This is a genomic window from Hymenobacter lucidus (genome assembly GCF_020447265.1).
In the GTDB taxonomy this organism is placed as follows: Bacteria; Bacteroidota; Bacteroidia; order Cytophagales; family Hymenobacteraceae; genus Hymenobacter; species Hymenobacter lucidus.
Genome location: NZ_JAJADR010000003.1, coordinates 483,007 through 504,599, shown reverse-complemented (window position 1 = coordinate 504,599; position 21,593 = coordinate 483,007). Strand labels below are relative to the sequence as shown.

The window sequence follows — 21,593 nt, the reverse complement described above, 5'->3', positions numbered from 1 at the left end:
GCGTAGTACGCCCCGTTCTTTTACCGGAAAGCCCTTTCCCGTTAGCAACGAGAAAGGGCTTTTCAGTTTAGAACACTTAGCATATCTCAGAGGACGGGTTACTTCGGCTCCGCCTTGCAAGGACACGTTTTTAGCACATCAGCACATTCCCCACATTAGCACATTACCTTTGCGGCCGTTTGACCGTCAGCATTGCGCATGAATACTCCCCAGCTTCCCGAGAATCCATTGTTCCGTACCATTGCCGAGGCGGCCGGTGAGCTGGGGTATCCGGCTTACGTTATTGGCGGCTTCGTGCGGGATTTGGCCCTGGTGCGGCCCAGCAAGGACGTGGACGTGGTGTGCGTGGGCGACGGAATCAAGCTGGCCCAGGCCGTGGGGCGCAAGCTGCCGGGCAAGCCGCGCGTCACGGTGTTCAAGAACTTCGGCACGGCTATGCTGCCCACCGAAACCGTGGAGCTGGAATTTGTGGGTGCCCGCAAGGAAAGCTACCGGGCCGAGAGCCGCAAGCCGGAAGTGGAGGCCGGCACGCTGGAGGAAGACCTGGCCCGCCGCGACTTTACCATCAACGCCCTGGCGCTGAGCCTCAACCCCCAGGACTTCGGCACGCTCGTAGACCGCTACGAGGGCATGCGCGACCTGCAGCAGAAAATCATCCGCACCCCGCTCGACCCCGATATCACCTTTTCCGATGACCCGCTGCGCATGATGCGGGCTGTGCGCTTTGCCACCCAGCTCAACTTCGACATTGAGCCCGACACCTACGATGCCATTGCCCGCAATAAGGACCGCATCAAAATCGTGTCGCAGGAGCGCATTACCGACGAGCTGAACAAGATTATCAAGGCCGCCAAGCCCAGCTACGGCTTCAAGCTGCTGTTTCAGACCGGCCTGCTGCAGCTCATCTTCCCGAAGATGGCCCTGCTCTACGGCGTGGAGAAAGTGGGCAAGCACGCCCATAAGGACAACTTTTACCATACCCTGCAGGTGCTCGACAACGTGGTGGACGCCGGCGGTGACCTGTGGCTGCGCTGGGCGGCTATTCTCCACGACATTGCCAAACCGGCCACCAAGCGGTATTTCCCCAACGTGGGCTGGACGTTTCACGGCCACGAAGACAAAGGCGCGCGCTGGGTACCCGGTATTTTCACCGACCTGAAACTGCCGCTGGGGGAGGAGATGCGCATGGTGCAAAAGCTCGTGCGCCTGCACCTACGCCCCATTGCCCTGGTAAAGGAAACCGTGACCGACTCGGCCGTGCGCCGCCTGCTGTTCGAGGCCGGCGACGACATTGACCGGCTGATGCTCCTGTGCCGAGCCGATATTACAAGCAAAGACCACCAGCGCAAAGAGCTCTATTTGCGCAACTTCGGGCTGGTGGAAGAGAAGCTGAGAGAAGTAGAATCGAAAGACCACCTGCGCAACTTCAAGCCCGTCATTACTGGGGAAGTCATTATGGAAGCCTTCGGCTTGAAGCCTTCCCGCGAAGTGGGCGAGTTAAAAGACGCGGTACTGGAAGCCATTCTGGATGGCAAGGTGCGCAACGAGTTTGAGGAAGCCTTTGCCTACCTGTTGCAGCTCGGCCAGGCTAAAGGACTTCCTCCGGTTCACCCTTTCACTCACCAATAAGTAAACCTGTTTGCTCGTGTTGTTGCGGTAAAGATGCCGGCCAGAACCCAAGGGTTGCCTGGCCGGCATTACTATTTCCTGGGTGCTGGTCAAAGGTAGGACCGGCCGCATGAGGCCCGGGTGAAGCCAGGCCTCGGCAGGGTAGAAATTCAGCTTTCAGTAAAGTATTCCCGGTAGGGCACATCGGCTATTCCTCGTCGGAACTGGTAGTGAGGCGCGTAACGCGGGAAGAACCCGACAGCTCCTTCTGCACCTTGTCGGGCGAGCCGGTGTATTCTACCCGGCTGGCACCGCTCAGATCGGCCCGCAGCTGGTTGGCCACCTGGATGCGGGCTTTGCTCATGCCCGTCAGATCAACGTCAGCATTCTGGGTCGTCATGCGCAGGGCCTGCACCTGGCAGGCGCCGGTGCCTTCTATGTTCAGCTCGTTGGCTCTGCCGCGCAAGTTGGTTTTGCAGGCCCCGCTCATATCGAGGTCCAGACGCGGCACGTTTACGTTCAGGGTAGCATGGCTGGCCCCCGACTGCTGTACGCTCAGGGCCTGGCCCGAGAAACCGGCCACGTTGGCCTGGCAGGCGCCGTTCAAATCGAGGCCGGTCAGGTCGGGCATCTGCACCCGAATCAGCACGGGGCGGTTGTTGCGGAAATTCCGGAAGGAAAAATTCCGGTTGCGGCTGTAAATAATCAGTTCACCGCCATTGTTTTCCACTCGCAGGTTGCTCAGGTCGCGGTCATCACCAGCGGCTTCTACCTTAAAGCTGGCCCCCTTGCGAACAAACACGCGGTAAGCACCGCTGGCCTTTACTGTGCGGAAGTTGCCCAGGTTAAAGGTGCGCCGGCCCGAGCCGTAACGGCCAGGGTCGGAGGAGAAGCCTTTGTCATCGATGTCAATGTCAATGTTGGGGTTACCGTCCTCGTCATCGTCGGTGTCAACGCGAATCCGGTAGCTGCCTTCGTCGGTATCGAGGTTGACGGTAGCATCGGTGCTGTCGGCGGCCTCATCGTCTTCATCGTCGAAGTCGCTGCCGAAGCTGTCCTCCAGGTCGCCGCTGGTGCAGCTCACGCACTCCAGGCGGCTACCGCGCAGGCGGTAACTATGCTGCTCGGGGTCGTTGGGGCGCTGGTCGTTGTAGAAGTTGTCGTCATCGAGCAGGCGGGCAAATTTCTCACTGATGCGGAACGTCTTGTTGCGGGGCAGATGCACCAGCAGGTTCACGTGCTGGTCGCGGTATTTGGCCCCCGAGCGGTAGGTGAAGTGGTCATCAAACTGCAGCGTGGTGTCGTTGCTCTGCCGCACGGTGTAGGCCACCGAGCTGACGGCCATTTGCCGGGCTTCTTCCTCCGAAGGGCCGGTGGCCGAGAAGGTTTTGTCGACCTGCACGGCCGCGCCGCTGTCGGCCGCGGCCAGCTCCACGTCCACCCACTGGTCAGACGGACGGTCGACGCGGCGGGCATCCAGATAGAGGCCGGGAGCCGTGCTCAGGGCGGGAAAGCGCTGGGTTTGCACCACTTGGGCTTCTTCCTGGAAATTACGGCTGATCTGGGCGCCGGCAATGGATGAGCCTACTACACCAAGCAGCCAGAGGCCGAAGAGCGTAAGGCCGGCGGTGCGGCTCAGAATGGAGCGGCGCAGCAGCAGGCCCAGGCCGGCCAGCATCATGGCCAGGGGCGGAATGGCGGCCATCAGGAAGAAGGCCAGCAGTGCCCAGTCGGGGATGCCGTTCATCAGCACGTAGGCCGGCACGTCGCCCATCACGAAGTTCTGGGTTTCGGGAATCAGGCCCAGGCCAATGAGCAGGGCAATAAGCAGGGCCAGCAGGATGCCGAAGCCGACGATGGTCATCATCACACCGATGAAGATGCGCAGGATGGAGCCCACGAAGTTCAGCAGGGGCCGCACATTGCGGAAGAAATTCTCCAGGAAAGTGCCCACCGGACGGTTGTTGGCCGAATCGGGGCCTTCCTCATACGAGTTGTTGCGCACGTTGCTGTCGATGCTGGACAGCGTGAGGGCGTCGCCGCGCATCCGCATCCGATCCGACACGGTCTTGGCCTCGGGCAGCAATATCCAGAGGATGATGTAGAGTGGGATGGCGAAGCCGCCGGCAAAGACGAAGGCCACAAACAGCACCCGGATCAGTACCACATCCACCTTGAAGTAGGCCGACAAACCGGCCGAAACCCCGCCGACTTTACCGTTGTCGGTGTCGCGGTAGAGCTTTTTGAACGTCGGGTCGTCGTCGCCGGCAATGCCGTCGTAGCGTTTGGGCAGTGCAATCCAGAGAATGACGTAGGCAATCAGCGAGAAGCCGGCAATGTTGCCGCCGAAGTCGTTGCCGTGGTTGTCGAAGGCAATGGGCGGGAAGATGAGGAAGGCCAGGAAGCCCAGTCGGATCCAGAGCGGATTGACGGCGAAGTAGCGGGCAATACCGGCGGCTACCCCGGCAATTTTGCGGTTGGCCATGTCGCGGTACAGGCGCTTGGGCTCCGTATCGGTGGTGGCATCGGCGGTGGCGGCGTTGCCTGCCTTGGCGTAATTGGTATACACCTCGGGGCCACCGGCCAGGGCTTCTTCCTCTTCCTCGGCCTCATCGGCGCTTTGGAAGTCGCTCACGCGGCCCATTTTGCCGACCATTTCCTGCACATCCTCCAGCGTGATGACCTGCTTGGTGGAAGAAGTGCGGGCGGCAAACAGCTCGGCAATCCGGGCTTCGATGTCGGCCACGATTTCCTCGTGCCCCCGGTAGCCGGAAAAATGTGCCCTTACTTCGGCCAGGTAGCGGCTGAGCACGTCGTAGCCATCTTCTTCGATGTGGAAGATGAGGCCTTGGAGGTTAATGCTGATATTCTTTTTCATCTCAGTGCTGCAAATCAAGAGTAACTCGAATGAAGGAATGGTCCGGGCCAATTAGGTGCCGCTAGGGCATTGGGGTTGCGGCGCCATTGAGGTGAGGTTTCTGGCGGATGATGCGGATGGAGTCCTGCACTTCCTCCCAGGTCAGGCGCAGCTGGTGCAGGAATTCCTGACCGTCCTGGGTGAGGGTGTAGTACTTGCGGGGCGGCCCGGAGGTGGACTCTTTCCAGGTATAATCAAGCAAGCCGGCATTTTTGAGGCGCGTCAGCAGTGGATAAAGCGTGCCTTCCACTACAATCATGCGGGCGGCGGTTAGCTCCTCCAGCATGTCTGACGCATACACCTCGCCGCGGGCAATGATTTCCAGGATGCAGAACTCCAGGATGCCCTTCCGCATCTGCACTTGGGTGTTCTCTACTTTCATGGGCTGTGGCAGAAATCGGTGAAGAATGAAACAAAGATAATAGAAGGTACTATGCGACGCAAGGTACTAGTGAAAATAATTTTAGTACTGGGTATTACATAGGTCCAGATCAAGCAGAAATATGCGTCGGCTCCAATCCAAAACGAGGCTGAGTTACGGTAGATAGTGGGGAACAAAACCGCGTTTGCAGAACCGGAGCCCCTATTTCACTGCCCCGGCGGCAAGCGGCGGCCCAAGCCCGAATTCGACAGCGCACTATTAATAAGTATCTTGCGTTGCTGCTGCGGAAAAACCCCGTTTTTATTCATTACACCTCTATGCTGCACTTTTCTCGAATTGCCCCCGCGCTGCTGGGGGCCGGCCTGAGCTTGGGACTGGCCACGACGGGCACTGCCCAAACCAAAGACCTGACGCCCAAGTACAGCAACGACTTTCTCAACATTGGGGTAGGGGGCCGGGCCCTGGGCATGGGCAACGTGCAGGTGAGCCTGGCCAATGATGCCACCGCCGGCTACTGGAACCCGGCCGGGCTGCTCAACCAGAAAGCTAAGTATGACGCAGTGCTGATGCACTCGGAGCTGTTTTCGGGCATCGTCAAGAATGATTACGCGGCCTTTTCCATGCCCCTCGACGATAAAAGCGCCATCGGGGCCAGTCTCATCCGCGTGGGGGTCGACAACATTGCCGATACCCGCGCCCTGGTGAACGAATACGGCCAGATTTCCTACGACCGAATTACTTATTTCTCCGTGGCCGACTATGCCTTGTTGCTGTCGTACGCCCGCAAAATAGGCGCTATCGAAGGCCTGAAGCTGGCCGGCAATGGCAAGATTATCTACCGCAACGTGGGCAAGTTTGCCAACGCCTGGGGCTTCGGCATCGACGCAGGCCTGCAGTATGAGCACAAGGGCTGGCAGTTGGGCCTCATGGCCCGCGACATTACCACTACGTTCAACGCGTGGTCCATCAACTCGGAAGAATTTGAGGGCATTGCTTCCTCCCAGGACTCGATTCCGAGCAACACCACCGAAATTACCCTACCCCGGTTTATTCTGGGCGTGGGCCGCAGCGTGAAGCTGCCCGGCCAGATTACGGCCCTCGTTGCCGTAGACTTAGAAATGACCACCGACGGCAAGCGCAATACGCTGGTATCGAGCGACGCCATCAGCATCGACCCCAAGGCCGGGCTGGAACTGGGCTACAAGAACCTGATTTTTCTGCGCGGCGGGGTAAGCAACATTCAGAAAATAGATGCGGCCAAATCCTTCGACGGCAAAGGTGGCTGGCGGCCCCAGCCCAGCCTGGGCGTGGGCGTAGCCTTCAGCGGCCTGCGCCTAGATATGGCGTTGTCGCGGCTGGCCATCGAGAAAGTAGGCGACCAAGGCTCTACCAACTCCGTAATTGTCTCGCTCGGCTACGGCTTCAAGTAACCAAACTACCCGACCGGCCTGCCATCAGGCGGCCGGTATTTTCATTGCCAGTATATCTGCTATGACACACCCCTACCAACTTTACTCCCTGCTGCGATGGTGCGCCTTGCTGCTGGGAATAGTACTACTGACCGATACCTACGCTACGGCACAGTCGGGGCCCTATGGCAACGAGTGGATTGTGCCCGCTCAACAGTATTATAAAATTCGGGTTACCCGCGACGGACTCCACCGCCTCGATTATACCTACCTCAGGCAGGCCGGCATCACCAGTGCTGATCCAAGCCGGTTTCAGCTCTGGCGCCGGGGGCGGGAAGTGGCTATTTATGTAGGCGGCAACAGCCCGACAACGCTGGATGCTTCCACTTTCATCGAGTTCTACGGCCAGCGCAACGATGGGGCCCTGGATGTAGGGATGTACAAAACCCCGGCCGACCACTACCAGAAGCTGTACAGTATGTACACCGATACGGCCGCCTATTTTCTAACAGTAGCCTCTACGGCAACGGGCCGCAAGCGTATGGAGCAGGTGAACCCAGCGCCGGTAGGCGGGGCACACCCGTACTGGATCTACGAACGCCAGTTTATTGAGAGCACCAAGTATATAGACGTAGATCTGCAAGTGAATGTGTTTCAGCCCTGGGCTGAACAGGGGGAAGGTTTTTCCTCGGGCGCCTTTGATGACTTCACTAGCAAAGCCTACGATTCGTTGCAGAACCATGTCGCCTCGGGCCGGGTGCCGCACCTCTACGTGAAAATGATGGGGGCCAACAAAGCCACCCATCGGGTAACACTGTATGTAGTGCAACCCAACGGCGTAGAACGGGCGCTGGGCCCTACCAGAGTGTTCGAGAACTATGAGCTACAGACTTTCTCTTACCCTTTGCTTGTTACCGACATTGATGCCAGCGGAAAGGTAGTCGTGCACTTCGAGGCCGACAAGCAGAAGGTGGGTGAACGAATTAGTATTATTTCCAGTGCAATTTCGCATTCCCAGCCAAGTGCCTGGAACGCCAGTCGGGGTGCCCTGCGCTTCCACAACGATTCGACGCTGGGCAGTGCGCCGGCTTATTACTCCCTCGACAATCTGCCAGCTACCGTGCGGGGCTTCGACGTAACGGACCCTTACAATGTGCAGCGGGTAGAAGGCCGGGCCGAAACCGGTACTCGGCGGGGCTACGTGTTTCCGAGTGCCCGGCCGGGCAGCACGCAGCGCAATCTGTGGCTGGTTGATGAGGCAAAGGCCATAGCGCCATTGGCGGCAGTGCCTGTGCGGTTCCGCAACATCTCGCCGGCAGCGCACAACTTTCTTATTGTAACCCACCAGGCGCTGATGAAGCCCGCCGGCGACACGCTGAACCCGGTGCGCGAATATGCCAAATACCGCGCCTCCACGGCTGGCGGTCGCTACGATACGCTGGTCGTTACCACCGACAGGCTCTACGACCAGTTTCACTACGGGGAGAAGTCGGCGCTGGCCATCCGCCAATTTGCACTGTTTATGCTCACCAATAGCCGTCCCAAGTCGTTGCTGCTGCTGGGCAAAGGCTTACAGACTGGCGAAGCTGGCTATTCAGGGGTGTACCACCGGAAAAATCAGCAGGGCTATTCGGCTACAGTGCGTGACTTGGTGCCGGCCAGTACCCGAGGAGCCTCCGAAGCCTTTTTCACCGCCGACTGGCAGCGTGACGACGTGACGGCCCGAATGGCGACTGGCCGTATTGCGGCGCAAACGTCTCGGGAAGTTCTTAACTACCTCAACAAGCTAGTGGAGCACGAGGTGGTAATCAACCAACCCGATGCACCGGATTTGGCGTGGCGCAAAAATGCCCTGAATGTGGGTGGAGGCCAGGAAGCGTACGAGTTTGACCGATTTGGCGGCTACCTGAACGAATACAAGCGTCAGATTGAGAGTCCGCTGTTTGCCGGGCGGGTGGTACGCACCTACGCGCGGACGACGACCGGCCTGCCGGAAGAAATCAACATTGCCAGTGAGTTGAACGCGGGCTTGGCCATCATTACGTATTTCGGCCACGGCTCTATCGAGGAACTCTCGTTGGGGCTAGGAAACATTCGTACCAACCCGGCCAAAGGCTACAACAACCGCAATAAATACCCGGTCATGTTTGTCAATGGCTGCGCGGCGGGCAATACGTACTCCGTGCGTACGGCGCTGTATGCCGAAGACTGGCTGTTGGTTCCCAAAAAAGGACTTATCGGCTTTATGTCGGAATCCAGCTTCGGCTTCGAAGACCAGATTCACACCATTCAGAAGCTCACCTTTCAGCTCCTGCTGAACGACCCCGCGTGGTACGGCAAGCCCGTGGCTGAAGTATACAACGAAGTGAGCCGCCGGCTGCAAAGCGGTGCCCTGAATAGCTACCTGGGGCATTCTACGCTGATGAACACCATCTGGCACGGAGACCCGGCCGTGCGCCTGTTTTCACCCGCCAAGCCGGATTTTGCTTTTGGCGCAACGCCTATTACGGTGGCGCCGGTAGGGGCCGACCCCGTGCGTACCAACTCGCGGCAGTTTAAGCTGCTGGTGCAGGTGCGCAACCCGGGTAAAGTAACAACCGACAAAGTGGATATTTCGGTGAAGCGGATATATGACCCGACCACGCTGCCGCTGCGGCCCGATACTACCTACACCTTCACCAACCTGGCCCAGCCGCTGCACGATACTACCTACGAGTTGGTCTTGGCTAACTCCGGCAACTCATTTGGCAACAACCAGTTTACCGTTACGCTGGACTACCAGAACCGGGTAGACGAATCGAACGAGACAAACAACCAGGCCACTACCAGCTTCGTGTTTCTGCGGGATGGAATTACCCTGCTGAATCCGCCGGAATTCGCCATTGTAGCTACTAACAAGCCACGTCTGGTGGGGCAAACCAACAACCCCAATGGCCCCAAGCGCGCGTTTCTGGTCGAGCTGGACACCACGCTGGCCTTCAACAGCACTTACCGCCGCACCACCAGAATTGAGGCTCCGCTGCTAGCCGACTGGCGGCCGACCCTGCCCGTAGTAACCGGCCGCGACAGTGTGGTATGGTACTGGCGCATGCGGTTCGAAACCAAGCTTTCGGACGATGAGAACGAAGAGTGGGTAGTAAGCTCGTTCCGCGTCATCAACAACAGCCCGGGAGGCTGGTCGCAAAGCCACCACGGGCAGTTTCAGCGCGATGAGCGGCGGCGGGTAGACGTAACAGCTCCCGCCGGGAAATGGGCCTTTGCCGATATCAGCCAGAGCCTTACCCTCCAAACCCAGGGCGGCGGTACTGGTGGGGTTACGTTCCGGGATTCCTACGGCCTCCAGATTGGCACTGACCAGGTATCGGTGCTGGACTGCGGCGTAACGGTGCCCAATATCTTAGTAAGCGTGTTTGATGGCAGCTCACTAAAGTCGTTGCGCACGATAAGCGGCACGTATGATTCCTGTGGTACGGCGCCCAATCGGTTCTATCATTTCGCCGCCTCTGCCACCGACAACATCAACTCCCCGGCCCGTCAGCAGCAGCTTTTAAACCTGCTGAATAACGTACCCCGTGGGGCCTACGTCACGCTGCTTTCAGTCAATAAAGTAAATTTCTCTTCCTTCTCAGCCCCGCTGAAAGCGGCTCTTGCGGCTTTGGGCTCGCAGAAAATAACCCAGCTACAGGACGGTGACCCCTTCGCCTTTATCGGGCAGAAAGGCCCCGGCGCGCAGGCTGCCGTAGAGCGCACGGCCGATTTGAGCAGTTCTGTACCGCGCGCCGAGCAAATCATTACGCTCACGGGTACTATCGGTACCAAAGGTGGCAGTGGGGTTGTGACCTCAACCCGGATTGGGCCGGCCCAGGAATGGACAACACTGTACCATACGATTCGCACCGAAGCCTCCGACAGCTACACCTTGCGCGTGGTGGGTATCGATACCCTGGGAGTATCGAAAGAGCTGTATGCTACTGTACCAAGCACCAGTGCCGGCATCGGGGCCAACAAGGGCTTCTCGCTGGCAGGTGTTCCGGCCAAAACCTATCCGTACCTGCAACTGGTGCTGACGTTGCGCGATACTGCCCAGCGGACCGCCCCTCAGGTAAAACAGCTGTTGGTGACGTATAAAGGCATGCCGGAAGGCATTGTTCGGCGCGACTCGGTAGTGGCCAAGACGCCCACTGCCTACGACCCGACGGCCTTGGCCAAGCAGGCGGCAGACAGCGGATTTGTTAGGGTGCCGGTTATTTTCCAGAACGTATCGGGCCTGCCGTTCGGTACGCCGCTGAAGGCTCGGTTTACGCTTCGTAGCAGTACTACCGAGTCAACGACGGAAATCGACTTGCCACCATTGGGTGCCAATGGGACAGTGGCATTTGATGCTGAGGTCAGTACGTTGAAACTCTACGGCGACATCAGTGGCTCTGTCACGCTGAACATCAACAAGAGTGGCCGCCGCCTGCCTGAGCTGTATTATTTCAACAACGATCTGACGATTCCGAGCTTCAAAATAGAAGACCGGGGAGTGCCACCGGTGCTGGATGTGGCATTTGATGGCCAGCGCATCCTCAACGGCGACATCGTTTCACCTCGCCCTATTATCTCGGTTGTACTCACTGATGAGGATAAGCTGCGCCCCATCACCGACCGCAGTGCTTTCGACCTGGTGCTGACGCCTCGCAACGGTACTCCCCAGAAGATTAACCTGAATGCGGCCAACGTCATCTTCACCACTGATCCGGTCAAAGGCACGGCCCGCATCGACTTCGAGCCCGGCCAGGCTACGCCGCTGCTCGACGGGCAGTATACGCTGGAAGTACAAGGGCGCGATGCGACGGGCCGTACGGCGGGAGCGGAAAACTATAAGGTGGCTTTCGAAGTCATCAATGCTTCGACCATCACCAACGTATTTCCCTACCCCAACCCCATCATTCATAAGGCCCGGTTTGTCTTCACCCTGACGGGGGCCGAGGTGCCGCGCAATATGAAGATCCAGATTATGACGCTCACGGGTAAGGTGGTGCGCCAAATCATGATGAGCGAGTTAGGAACCCTGCGCATTGGCAACAACATTACGGAATATGCCTGGGACGGCACCGACGAGTATGGCGACCGGCTGGCCAATGGCACTTACTTGTACCGGGTAGTGCTGGACGATCCGACCAGCCAGTTTGAGCGGCGCACCACCGCCGCCGACCAAGCCTTCAAGAATGGCTGGGGCAAGCTCGTGCTCCTGCGCTAGTTCTTTGCCTAAGTCTTTTCCCTGAAAGAGGCAGCCAAGTCCGGCTGCCTCTTTTACTTTGCAGCAGTATCCTTAAAATCCGGCCTGGTTGATGTCGACTCCCCAAACCCTTAGTCAGCACACGCTGAGCCACCTCGACGGCCTGCGCGGCTTGGCCGCTGCCGTGGTGGTGGTGCATCACCTCGCCGGCTTTTTCTACCCCACGCTGCTCTCCGGCGACCCGTATTCGGCAAGGCTGGGCGGGGGCGTGGAAATAGCGCTGGCCAGCAGTCCGGCCAGCATTCTGATTGGCGGCAACTTCGCCGTCTGCCTGTTTTTCGTGCTCAGCGGCTTAGTGCTCAGCGAAAAATTCTGGCGTACTGGTCAACTGGAAGTACTTCGGTCCCAAGCTTGCCGCCGCTACGTGCGCCTGATGCTGCCCGTGCTGTTTACGGCTGCTGTAGCGCTGGCACTGTGGGGCCTCGGGGCCTACCGCAATTCGGAGGTGGCCGAAATAACCGGGGCCCAGCGCTTCGGCGAATACTGGGCCGAAATGCCCGGCTGGCACCAGATTCTACACGACTTCGTGGTAGGAATTCCGCTGGGTGGCGAGTCAATCTACAATCCGGTATTCTGGACGCTGAGCATCGAACTGTTCGGCTCCTTCATCGTATTTGCGCTGCTGGCCCTATTTGGCGCGGTGCGGCACCGCACGGCCGTGTACGTGGTGGCGTTGCTGCTGCTGAGCTGGTCGGAATTGAACTTCTACTACGCCGGCTTTATTCTGGGCGTCTGGATCAACGACCGACGCCACCATGGGGCCTTGTTCAAAACGGCGCCGGGCCTTTGGGTCGGGATTCTGTTGCTGCTGGCCGCCGTGTTTTTCGGCTCGTACCCCACGGCCGAGCTTATCCGGGTGGATGATACTATCTACGGGTTTCTGCAGCCCGATTGGTTGGGCAATGAGCGGGCCATTCAGCTCTGGCACCTGATGGGGGCGGCCCTGCTGCTGCTCGGCGTTTTTGCGCTGCCGGGGCTGCAGCGCATCCTGAGTTCCCGTTGGCTGCGGGGACTGGGGATGGTTTCGTTTTCGCTCTACCTGCTGCACTTTTTAGTGCTGGGCTCGTTTTCCAGCGTCGTGTTTCTGGCGTTGCAGGCCCGCTTCAGCTACGGCCTTAGTGTGCTGCTGACGGTGCTGGCCACGCTGCCCGTGCTCGGACTGGTATCCTGGGCCATGTACCGCCTTGTCGATCTGCCGGGCATTCGGCTGGCGCAGTGGCTCTACGACACATTCTTCCGGCCTGCAAAACTCACTGCGCCACTATCGCCCGCCACTGCTGCGGAGCCAGCCGCTACCGCCGCCGCAGCGTCACGAAGCTAAAGGCGTAGGCATGCTTCTCGTCGGGCTCGTGCCGCTCCCGGGTTTCCTCGCGCCACTCGCCCGGCGACAAATCCGGGAATACTACGTCGCCCTCGAAGTCGTGGTGCACCTCAGTCAGATACACGGTATCGGCGGCGGGCAGGGCCTGGCGGTAAATTTCACCGCCGCCAATGACGAAAATCTGCTCGTCGGTGGCGCGGGCCGTTTCCAGCGCGTCGGGCACCGAAAAAGCCACTTCGCATCCCTCGGCCTGCCAGTCGGCCTGGCGCGTTACTACAATGTTGCGCCGCTTGGGCAAGGGCCGGCCAATGGCTTCGAAAGTGCGCCGCCCCATGATAATCGGGTGGTTCAGCGTGATGTTCTTGAAGTGCTTCAGATCATCGGGCAAATGCCAGATCAGCTGGTTGTCGCGCCCGATAACTCCATTATCGGCCACGGCTACTACTAAGGCTATCATACGGTGGCGGGGTTGAGAGTGGCACTGTTGAAGCCGCGCAGAAACTCCACGACCGGCATCCGTTTCTTGCCTTCGAGCTGCACATCAAGCAAATCGAGCTGGCCCTGGCCGGTGTGCAGGCGCAGATACGTACGGCCATCGGTAGTCCAGGTGCCGGGCGCGGCGGCCTCTTCCAGCAGAGCTTTGGCGCGGAAAATCTTGAGCGTGCGGCCATCAGGGAGCTGGGTGAAAGCCGTGGGCACCGGGGAAAGGCCCCGCACCAGGTTTACCAGCGCTGCGGCGGGCTGCTGCACGTCGAGGCGGCCGGTTTCCTTCTGGATTTTAGGCGCAGATTTCAGCTCCTGGTCCATAGCTTGCGGAATGCTGGGCGCCGTGCTGTCGGCAATGGCCTGCACGGTGCGCAACGCCAGCCCGGCTCCGGCGGCTTTGAGCTTTTCGTACAATGCGCCGAAGTCGTCTTCGTCGGCAATGGGCACCACGTCCTGGAAAATCAGGTTGCCGGTGTCAATTTCGTGCTGCAGGAAAAACGAAGTGACGCCGGTTTGCTTTTCGCCCTGAATCAGGGCCCAGTTGATGGGTGCCGCCCCGCGGTACTGGGGCAGGAGCGAGGCGTGAATGTTGATGGAACCCAGCCGCGGCATGTTCCATACCGCCTCGGGCAGCATCCGGAAGGCCACCACCACCTGCAAATCGGCCGCGTGGGTGCGCAGCTCCGCCTGAAACTCGGGCGACTTCAGATTCGTGGGCTGCAGCACCGGAATGCCGTGGGCCACCGCCGCCTGCTTCACCGCCGACTCGGCCAGCTGCCGCCCGCGCCCCGCCGGCTTATCGGGTGCCGTAATAACGGCCACGACTTCGGCCCCTGGCCAGGCAACCAGCGTTTCGAGGGTGGGCACGGCAAACTCGGGCGTGCCCATAAAGATTATTTTCAGCATTCGTTCGGGTGTTTTGAGCCCGCAGAGGGCACGGTGGTAGTGTAGAACGACTCTGCGTCTTCAGCGCTACCACCATGCCCTCTGCGGGCTAAGGTCGTCTGCACAAGCAGCGTGTTATTTAAAATCTGGGTACAGCAGATACTTCTTGCGCATCACCTTATACTGACCCAGCGCCGGCTCCCAGGCCTTGCGAATTTCCTTTTCCGACTTGCCGGCCACTACCATTTCCCGCAGGGAATTTGTGCCGGTGAGCTGCTCGAAATACTTACCGAAAAACTTGTCCTTGGCCGTGCTCTGCTTATAAAAGTCGATGAGGTAGCGCAGGGTGAAGCCGCCGGACTCGGCCGCCGACAGCTTCCGCAGGTCCTGGCCGTAGCATTTCTGCCCGTTTAGCGGCGGTTGGGGCGAGCCGGTAGTAGGGCGGGGTGTGAAGCTATGGGGCCGCGAAGCCGGCTGGGTGGGCGCCCCGATTTGCTCAAACGGCGCATCCGTACCGCGGCCCACACTTACGTTGGTGCCCTCAAATAGGCAGATGGTGGGGTAAAGCAGCACCGCGTGGGCGTTGGGCAGGTTGGGCGAAGGCCGCACGGGCAGCTCGTAGCGCGTATCGTGGGTGTAGCCCAGCACCGGTACCACCGTAAGGGCGCACTGCTTGCCGCCGGCCAGCCATTTTTCGCCGTTTATCATCTGGGCCAATTCGCCCACCGTCAGGCCGTGTACCACCGGAATCGGGTGCATGCCCACAAACGACTTGTGCGCGGGCTCCAGCACCGGGCCATCCACGTAAAAACCGTTGGGGTTGGGCCGGTCGAGTACGATGACGGTTTTGCCCTGCTCGGCGGCAGCTTCCATCACGTAGTGCATCGTGCTGATAAAGGTGTAAAACCGCACGCCCACGTCCTGAATATCGAAAATAAGCACGTCCACGTCGGCCAGCATTTCCACCGAAGGCTTCTTGCTCTTGCCGTAGAGCGACTTCACTGGCAGGCCGCTGCGGGTGTCGCGCCCGTCCTTGATGGTAGCCCCATCGGCTTCTTCGCCCCGGAAGCCGTGCTCGGGCGCGAAAATGGCCTTCACCGCCACGCCCTGGGTAAGCAGCGTATCCACGAGGTGGGTGCGGCCCACCAGGGACGTCTGGTTGACGACCAGGCCCACGCGCTTGCCCTGCAGCTGGGGCAGGTATTTGCCGAACTGGGCCGCGCCCATCTGCAGGCCGGCCGGCACGGGCGTGGCAGTCGAACCCACCGGCTGAACGGCTGGGGGCGTGCTGCTGGCGACGCGGGCCGGCGAGGGAGTACAGTTGCCCACAAACAGCGTCAGGCTGAGCAGGCTGCAGAAGATAGAAGAGGCCATCAGGAAACGAAGCTAGGAAACTGAACGTAGACGCGTAGCTTTACGGCAGTGAACATCTCGCGGTACATATCCAATAAGATTGACGGAGCCGACATAGGGTCTTTTACCTCGTCGGTGACAAAAATAGCCATTATCAGCATTGCGCTGGGTGTGGCCGTCATGATTGTGTCGTTTGCCATTCTGGAAGGCTTCCGCAACGAGATTCAAAGCAAGATCTTTTCCTTCGGGGCTCACCTGCAGGTCAGCAAGTACGACACCAACAACTCGCTGGAGGTAGAGCCCATCGGTGGGCCGCGTCTGATCAAGGACTTACACCGCTTCAAGCAGGTGAAGTCGACCCAGTCGTTTGCCCGCAAAACGGCCATCATCAAGACCAAGGAAGAAGTGCTGGGCGTGGTGCTGAAAGGCATCGACGAAAAAGATGGTATTTCGCCGATGCGCGAAAACCTGGTGGCCGGCAAATTCCTGGCTTTCCCCGATTCGGCGGCCAGCAACGATATTCTGCTCAGCCGCAAGGTGGCCGATAAGCTGCGGTTGAAAGTAGGGGATGAGGCCCTGTTCTACTTCATTCAGAACCCACCCCGGGTGCGCAAATTCAACGTGCGCGGCATCTACCAGACCGGCCTCGATGAGTTTGACGAGGTCTATATCATCGGCGACATTCGCCAGATCCGGGAGCTGAACGCCTGGCCCGACTCCCTGGTGGGCGGTGTAGAAGTGGTACTCAAAGACTTCAACCAGCTTGACCCGGTTTCGGACAATATGTACGAAAACCTGCGCTACGACCTCAAGCTGGACAAAATCACGGACCAGTACGCCCAGCTTTTCGACTGGCTCAAGCTGCTGAACCGTAACGTGGTCATCTTCCTGATCCTGATTATCTTCGTGGCTACCTTCAACATGGTAGCCACCATTTTCATCATGATTCTGGAGCGCACCAACATGATTGGCGTACTCAAGGCCATGGGTGCCACCGACAATCAGATCCGGAGCATGTTCTTCTACCGCGGCCTTAGCCTCACGCTGCGCGGTATGGTGTATGGCAACCTGGTGGGGCTGGGCTTCTGCGCCATTCAGTACTTTTTCCACCCCATTCCGCTCGACCCCGAGAACTACTACATGGACCGCGTGCCGATTTACTGGGACTTCACGATGGTAGTAGTGCTCAACGTGGCAACTTTCCTCACGTCGCTGCTGGCCGTGCTGATCCCCACGTATTTGATTTCCCGGATTCGTCCGGTGGCGGCCATCAAGTTCGACTAGTTTCGGGGCCGCTGGCTACTCAGAAAAGCCAGTAGAGAAGCGCGGCCGTCTGGGCGCCCACGGCAGTATTCAGGGTGTTGACGGCATTGTTGGACACGTAGTGCCGCCGCTCTACCGTGGCGCCCAGCAGCGAATCGGCCAGATTGCCCACGGTGCCGGCCACCAGTAGCCAGAAAAAGCCCCGGTGCCAGCCTACGCCCAAGCAGTAAACCGCCGCTATTAGCGTGCTGCCAGCCAGTCCCAGCAAGGTTCCTTCTAAACTTATTACGCCATTTAAGCCCCGGGTATCGGGTTTGAACGTCCACGCATTGTAGTAGCGGCGGCCGTAGATGTTGCCCAGTTCCGACGACAGCGTATCGGCGGTGGCGGCCGCGAAGCTGCCGGCCAGCATCAGCTGAAAAAGTCCGCTGTGTTCGGGAAAAGCCCACGCCAACAAGCCGCACAGGGCCGCTACGCCGGCATTGGACAGGGCCTGGCCCGCCGTGCGCCGGCCCTTGTTTTCTTCGGCCACGCCCAGCCGGCGCTTCTCGGCTACTTTCCAGGCCGAGGCCAGTGTGCCCAGCAGGAAGAACAAGGCCAGCAGCCCCACACCCCAGAAGCCGGCTCCCAGAAAAATCAGCACGCCGAGCAAGCCGCCAGTAAGTGCTCCGGCCCACGTGAGCTTGCCGGCCCGCACGCTCCACACCATGCCGGGCCCCAGAATGCTGAGCAGCACCGCCCATTGGAGCTCCGTTGTCATAAGCTGGGTTTTCTGATTGGGTTATAGTATGATCCAGCCGATATGCACTGGTTTTACGGGAATGCGTAAGTCGGCCGAAAGTACGGAACTGCTGCTGCCGGTGCTAAAAACAGGCCTTTATGCCAGGAATTCCCACGCTAATTGCCACGACAGCCGGCAACTGAATTCCTGCTTGTGCTAACGCGTAGCGTGGCAACGTTGCCGGGAACGATTGCATAGATATAAAAGCCGGGTTGCTTTACAATAAGGAGAAATACCGGCAGCTTAATAAGCTGATTGGACTGCCTGCTGCCTGCCCGCCGACGGCGGCTATTGGGCCTGACCAGTTCGCTATGCCGCTATTTCTCGCCCTTTCTAACGCCAATTCCCATGCTTCGCAGAACCTTTCTCCAAACGACCGGCACGGCGCTGGCCGGCACTTTGCTCACCGATAACGCCCTGGCCGCCGCCCTGGCCGGCTCCCGCAAACGAGTGGCTATGGTAGGCACTGGGCACCGTGGCCTGGGCATGTGGGGCACTTCCGTGCTCAAGGAATTTGGCGACCAGATCGAGTTTGTGGGCCTCTGCGACATCAATCCGGGCCGGGTGGCGACGGGCAAGAAGATGCTGGGCGTGAAGTGCCCCACCTTCACCGACTTCGACCAGATGATGAAGCAGACCAAGCCCGAGCTGCTGATTGTGACCACCGTGGACGCCACCCACGATACGTTTATCATCAAAGGCATGGAATACGGGGCTGATATCGTGACGGAAAAGCCCATGACCACCGATGAGCAGAAGTGCGAGGCCATTCTGCAGGCTGAGCGGCGGACGGGCAAGAAGGTGATGGTGACCTTTAACTACCGCTACTCGCCCCACCGCCAGAAAATCTACGAATTGTTGCGCTCTGGCGTCATTGGCGACGTTACCTCGGCCGACTTCCACTGGTACCTCGACGTGCATCACGGCGCCGACTACTTCCGGCGCTGGCACCGCCGCCGCGAAAACAGCGGTTCGCTGCTCGTGCATAAGGCTTCTCACCACTTCGATTTGCTTAACTGGTGGCTCGATTCCGACCCGGAGTCGGTGTACGGCAACGGGCAGCTCAACTTCTACGGCAAAAACAACGCCTTCCGCCACACCCACTGTCGGCCCTGCCCGCACAAGGATAAGTGCCAGTTCTACTGGGATATTACCAAGGATGAGCGCCTAACCAAGATTTACGTCGACAACGAGAAGTACGACGGCTACCACCGGGACGGCTGCGTGTGGCGCGAGGACGTGGATATCTTCGACAAGATGGCCGTGCAGATCAAGTACGTCAACAACGTGCAGGTCAGCTATTCGCTCACCACCTACTCGCCCTACGAGGGCTACCGCATTTCCTTTAATGGTACAAAAGGCAAAATTGACGCCTGGATCAAGGAAAAGCAGACCTGGGAAATGGAGCCGTTCGATGAAATTCAGGTAACTACCAACTTTGGCAAGCGCGAGCTGCTCCGGATTCCGAACACCGAAGAGGGCCACGGCGGCGGTGACGTGCGGTTGCGCAAGCAGATATTTGCGCCGGATGGCCAAGACCCATTCCGCCAGGCCGCCCGCAGCCGCGACGGGGCCCTGGCCGTGCTCATCGGCATTGCCGCCCGCAAAAGCATCGACAGCGGCCAGCCCGTCAAAATTGCTGATTTGACTTCGCTTAAACCCCAGGCCCAACGGGTATAGGAGTTGGTACAAATAAATAAAGCCCGTCCTGCTGAGCCCCGCGAAGCATCTCGCATGCAATCGTAAGTCTGATTACTACTGCGGGAGTGATGCTTCGCGGGGCTCAGCAGGACGGGCTTATAAGACGCGCGTTACTGCAATACCTGGCTTTGCAGAATCAGGTTTGGGTTGGGGCAAAGGGCGGCCCACTCTGCTTGCTGCTCGGGCACGGCCACGCCGGGGAAGTCGCCTTCGCGGCCCAGCATATTGGCAATAACCTGGAAGTGGAGGTGGGGCGGCCAGTCGCCGTTTTCGGGGTGGGGGCCTACTTCGGCGAATTTCTCGCCCTTTTCCAGCGTCATGCCGGGGCGCAGCAGCGCCACTTCGGCCCGGCCCAGGTGGCCGTAGAGCGTGTAAAATGTGGTGTCTTCGAGCTGATGCTGCAGAATAACGGTGGGGCCGTAGTCGCCGAAGTTGTCGTTGTCGGCTACGCTGTGCACCACGGCCTCCAGGGGCGCGAGTACCGGCGTGCCGGCCCGCAGCCACACATCCACGCCCAGGTGCAAGGAGCGGGCCTGCAGGGTAGGGTCGCCGAAGTGGCCGGGGCTGCGACGGTAGATAACGCGGTTTTCGAGGTAGCCGCCCACACCAATCAGCGCGTTCTGGGCTTCCAGCAGCTGGCCCACCAGGGCTTCGAAAGCGGCTGTGTCGCGCAGGTCGGCCTCGGCCAGAATGGGGTTGGCGGCGGTGAAATCGAGGCGGGCCACTTCGGGCGCGTTCAAATCGACGGGCAAAACGGGCCCGAACTCGTGCTGATGACGTTCGAGCAGGGCGGCGAGGGGAGAACCAGACATAGGCAAAGTTGTTGTTTCGGAATGGGAGATAAGCCGGCCCGCAAGCTAAAGCCTTCCGGTATGCCGACCAAGCCGCCCCATTTACCGTACTTTGCACGCCCGTAGCGGAAACGCCCCGGTTTTCTTAGAATTCTCCTTTCCAATCTCCGAAGTTTCTCCCCCGATGAGCAGCCCGTACCTGATGCTTAACGTCGTGGAAATCACCCACGAAACGTCCGATGCCGCTACCATTCACCTCGAACGGCCCGACCGCCAGCCCGTGGCTTGTGAGCCGGGCCAGTTCCTGACCCTGATTCTGCCCTGCGGCCCCGGCGGCAAAAAGGAGCGCCGCGCCTATTCGCTCAGCAGCACGCCTTCCGAAGCACCCCGTCTGTCCGTAACGGTGAAGCGTGTGAGCGGCGGCCTGGTCAGCAACTACCTGCTCGATACCGTGCGCGTGGGCCAACAGCTGGAAGTAATGGCCCCGCTGGGCAACTTCACCCTGAAAACCAGCCCCAAAGCCGCCCGCTCCATCGTGCTGGTGGGCGCCGGCAGCGGTATCACCCCGCTCATGTCGATTCTCAAAGCCGTGGTGCGCGACGAGCCCCAGAGCCACGTACTGCTCGTGTACGGCAACCGCAACGAGGAATCGGTCATCTTCCGCCAGCAACTCCAGCAGCTGGAGGCGCAGTCGGGCGGCCGGGTGCAGGTCGAGCACGTGTTCAGCCAGCCCACCAATCCTACGTCGGGCCACCGCCACACTGGTCGGCTGAACCGCACCATGCTGCTGCGTATTCTGGAGCAGCGCCACCAGTTTCCGGCCCAGCAGGCTGAATATTACCTCTGCGGCCCCGAGGGCATGATGAGCGAGGCCCGCGCCGCCATCGAGCTGCTGGGCGTGCCCGCCGCCCGCATTCAGCGCGAGAGTTTCGTGGCCGCCGCCGAAACCATCGAAGCTGCCGCCGGCCAGCCCAACGGCCACGGCGACGTATCGGACGCAACCGATGATAAAATCACGGCCCACACCGTGACCATTCACTATGAAGGGGCCGAATATGAAATCGAGGTAAAGCCTAGCCAGACTATCCTGGAAGCTGCCCTCGACCAGGATATCGACCTGCCCTACAGCTGCCAGGCCGGCCTCTGCACTGCCTGCCGCGGCAAGTGCCTCTCGGGCAAAGTACACCTCGATGAGCGCGAAGGCCTTTCCGACTCGGAAATGAAGCAGGGCTACGTGCTGATCTGCGTAGGCCACCCCGTTACCAGCGGCGTCGTCATCGAAATCGACTAAGCGCAGAACGATAACAGAACGTCATTCCGAGCGAAGCCGGGGAATCTCGCGTGCTGATGTTGTTGGCAGTTGTTGGAAAAAGAACGTCATGTCGACCAGCGGGAGACATCTCGCGTGCAATGGT

The 21,593-nt window shown here is 59.5% G+C and carries 14 protein-coding genes; 7 read left to right on the top strand and 7 right to left on the bottom strand.

Going from position 1 to position 21,593, the window contains the following annotated elements:
* Positions 1-198 precede the first annotated feature (198 nt).
* Positions 199-1,629, top strand: coding sequence for a CCA tRNA nucleotidyltransferase (locus LGH74_RS13370; protein WP_226176461.1), 1,431 nt, complete (start codon positions 199-201; stop codon positions 1,627-1,629).
* 187 nt (positions 1,630-1,816) lie between these two features.
* On the opposite strand, the gene LGH74_RS13365 is transcribed toward LGH74_RS13370, so the two are convergent.
* Both LGH74_RS13365 and LGH74_RS13360 read right to left on the bottom strand, forming a co-directional pair.
* Positions 1,817-4,486, bottom strand: coding sequence for a GIN domain-containing protein (locus LGH74_RS13365; RefSeq protein ID WP_226176459.1), 2,670 nt, complete (start codon positions 4,484-4,486; stop codon positions 1,817-1,819).
* Between the two features lie 61 nt (positions 4,487-4,547).
* The gene (locus tag LGH74_RS13360) at positions 4,548-4,907 is read right to left on the bottom strand and encodes a PadR family transcriptional regulator (protein WP_226176457.1); all 360 of its coding nucleotides are present in this window, start codon (positions 4,905-4,907) and stop codon (positions 4,548-4,550) included.
* A gap of 317 nt (positions 4,908-5,224) precedes the next feature.
* Here LGH74_RS13360 and LGH74_RS13355 point away from each other — a divergent pair, with 317 nt between their 5' ends.
* The 3 genes from LGH74_RS13355 (at position 5,225) to LGH74_RS13345 (ending at position 12,918) form a co-directional block, all read left to right on the top strand.
* On the top strand, positions 5,225-6,337 hold the full coding sequence (locus tag LGH74_RS13355) for a putative type IX sorting system protein PorV2 (protein ID WP_226176455.1): 1,113 nt from the start codon (positions 5,225-5,227) through the stop codon (positions 6,335-6,337).
* A gap of 61 nt (positions 6,338-6,398) precedes the next feature.
* On the top strand, positions 6,399-11,558 hold the full coding sequence (gene porU2 / locus LGH74_RS13350; RefSeq protein WP_226176453.1) for a putative type IX secretion system sortase PorU2: 5,160 nt from the start codon (positions 6,399-6,401) through the stop codon (positions 11,556-11,558).
* 91 nt (positions 11,559-11,649) lie between these two features.
* The gene (locus LGH74_RS13345) at positions 11,650-12,918 is read left to right on the top strand and encodes an acyltransferase family protein (RefSeq protein ID WP_226176452.1); all 1,269 of its coding nucleotides are present in this window, start codon (positions 11,650-11,652) and stop codon (positions 12,916-12,918) included.
* On the opposite strand, the gene LGH74_RS13340 is transcribed toward LGH74_RS13345, so the two are convergent.
* The 3 genes from LGH74_RS13340 to LGH74_RS13330 form a co-directional block, all read right to left on the bottom strand.
* Complete coding sequence (locus LGH74_RS13340; RefSeq protein WP_226176451.1) at positions 12,890-13,375, bottom strand: dihydrofolate reductase; 486 nt, start codon at positions 13,373-13,375, stop codon at positions 12,890-12,892. The two genes, LGH74_RS13345 and LGH74_RS13340, sit on opposite strands and share 29 nt — an antisense overlap.
* Positions 13,372-14,310, bottom strand: a complete 939-nt coding sequence (gene fmt / locus LGH74_RS13335; protein ID WP_226176450.1) for a methionyl-tRNA formyltransferase — start codon at positions 14,308-14,310, stop codon at positions 13,372-13,374. The genes LGH74_RS13340 and fmt overlap by 4 nt, the downstream gene beginning before the upstream one ends.
* A 114-nt stretch (positions 14,311-14,424) precedes the next feature.
* Positions 14,425-15,663, bottom strand: a complete 1,239-nt coding sequence (locus tag LGH74_RS13330) for an exo-beta-N-acetylmuramidase NamZ family protein (RefSeq protein ID WP_226176449.1) — start codon at positions 15,661-15,663, stop codon at positions 14,425-14,427.
* Between the two features lie 114 nt (positions 15,664-15,777).
* Here LGH74_RS13330 and LGH74_RS25110 point away from each other — a divergent pair, with 114 nt between their 5' ends.
* Positions 15,778-16,926, top strand: a complete 1,149-nt coding sequence (locus LGH74_RS25110) for an ABC transporter permease (protein ID WP_226176448.1) — start codon at positions 15,778-15,780, stop codon at positions 16,924-16,926.
* 19 nt (positions 16,927-16,945) lie between these two features.
* Here LGH74_RS25110 and LGH74_RS13320 read toward each other — a convergent pair whose 3' ends face one another.
* Positions 16,946-17,665, bottom strand: coding sequence for a DUF92 domain-containing protein (locus LGH74_RS13320; RefSeq protein ID WP_226176447.1), 720 nt, complete (start codon positions 17,663-17,665; stop codon positions 16,946-16,948).
* Between the two features lie 369 nt (positions 17,666-18,034).
* Here LGH74_RS13320 and LGH74_RS13315 point away from each other — a divergent pair, with 369 nt between their 5' ends.
* Positions 18,035-19,366 carry a Gfo/Idh/MocA family protein gene (locus tag LGH74_RS13315; RefSeq protein WP_226176446.1) on the top strand — a complete coding sequence of 444 codons (1,332 nt, stop codon included), beginning with the start codon at positions 18,035-18,037 and terminating at the stop codon, positions 19,364-19,366.
* Positions 19,367-19,497: 131 nt separating this feature from the next.
* On the opposite strand, the gene LGH74_RS13310 is transcribed toward LGH74_RS13315, so the two are convergent.
* Complete coding sequence (locus LGH74_RS13310; protein ID WP_226176444.1) at positions 19,498-20,199, bottom strand: peptidoglycan DD-metalloendopeptidase family protein; 702 nt, start codon at positions 20,197-20,199, stop codon at positions 19,498-19,500.
* 163 nt (positions 20,200-20,362) lie between these two features.
* Between LGH74_RS13310 and LGH74_RS13305 the strand changes: the two genes are divergently transcribed.
* Positions 20,363-21,469 (top strand): ferredoxin--NADP reductase, encoded by a 1,107-nt coding sequence (locus LGH74_RS13305; RefSeq protein ID WP_226176443.1) that lies wholly within the window; start codon positions 20,363-20,365, stop codon positions 21,467-21,469.
* Positions 21,470-21,593 lie beyond the last annotated feature (124 nt).

Excerpts from the sequence above, each read along its gene's own strand:
- LGH74_RS13305 (WP_226176443.1), top strand. The coding sequence starts at position 20,363 with ATGAGCAGCCCGTACCTGATGCTTAACGTCGTGGAAATCACCCACGAA.
- LGH74_RS13310 (WP_226176444.1), bottom strand. The coding sequence starts at position 20,199 with ATGTCTGGTTCTCCCCTCGCCGCCCTGCTCGAACGTCATCAGCACGAG.
- LGH74_RS13330 (WP_226176449.1), bottom strand. The coding sequence starts at position 15,663 with ATGGCCTCTTCTATCTTCTGCAGCCTGCTCAGCCTGACGCTGTTTGTG.
- LGH74_RS13365 (WP_226176459.1), bottom strand. The coding sequence starts at position 4,486 with ATGAAAAAGAATATCAGCATTAACCTCCAAGGCCTCATCTTCCACATC.
- LGH74_RS13370 (WP_226176461.1), top strand. The coding sequence starts at position 199 with ATGAATACTCCCCAGCTTCCCGAGAATCCATTGTTCCGTACCATTGCC.
- LGH74_RS13315 (WP_226176446.1), top strand. The coding sequence starts at position 18,035 with ATGCTTCGCAGAACCTTTCTCCAAACGACCGGCACGGCGCTGGCCGGC.
- LGH74_RS13360 (WP_226176457.1), bottom strand. The coding sequence starts at position 4,907 with ATGAAAGTAGAGAACACCCAAGTGCAGATGCGGAAGGGCATCCTGGAG.
- LGH74_RS13320 (WP_226176447.1), bottom strand. The coding sequence starts at position 17,665 with ATGACAACGGAGCTCCAATGGGCGGTGCTGCTCAGCATTCTGGGGCCC.
- LGH74_RS13345 (WP_226176452.1), top strand. The coding sequence starts at position 11,650 with ATGTCGACTCCCCAAACCCTTAGTCAGCACACGCTGAGCCACCTCGAC.
- fmt (WP_226176450.1), bottom strand. The coding sequence starts at position 14,310 with ATGCTGAAAATAATCTTTATGGGCACGCCCGAGTTTGCCGTGCCCACC.
- porU2 (WP_226176453.1), top strand. The coding sequence starts at position 6,399 with ATGACACACCCCTACCAACTTTACTCCCTGCTGCGATGGTGCGCCTTG.
- LGH74_RS13355 (WP_226176455.1), top strand. The coding sequence starts at position 5,225 with ATGCTGCACTTTTCTCGAATTGCCCCCGCGCTGCTGGGGGCCGGCCTG.
- LGH74_RS13340 (WP_226176451.1), bottom strand. The coding sequence starts at position 13,375 with ATGATAGCCTTAGTAGTAGCCGTGGCCGATAATGGAGTTATCGGGCGC.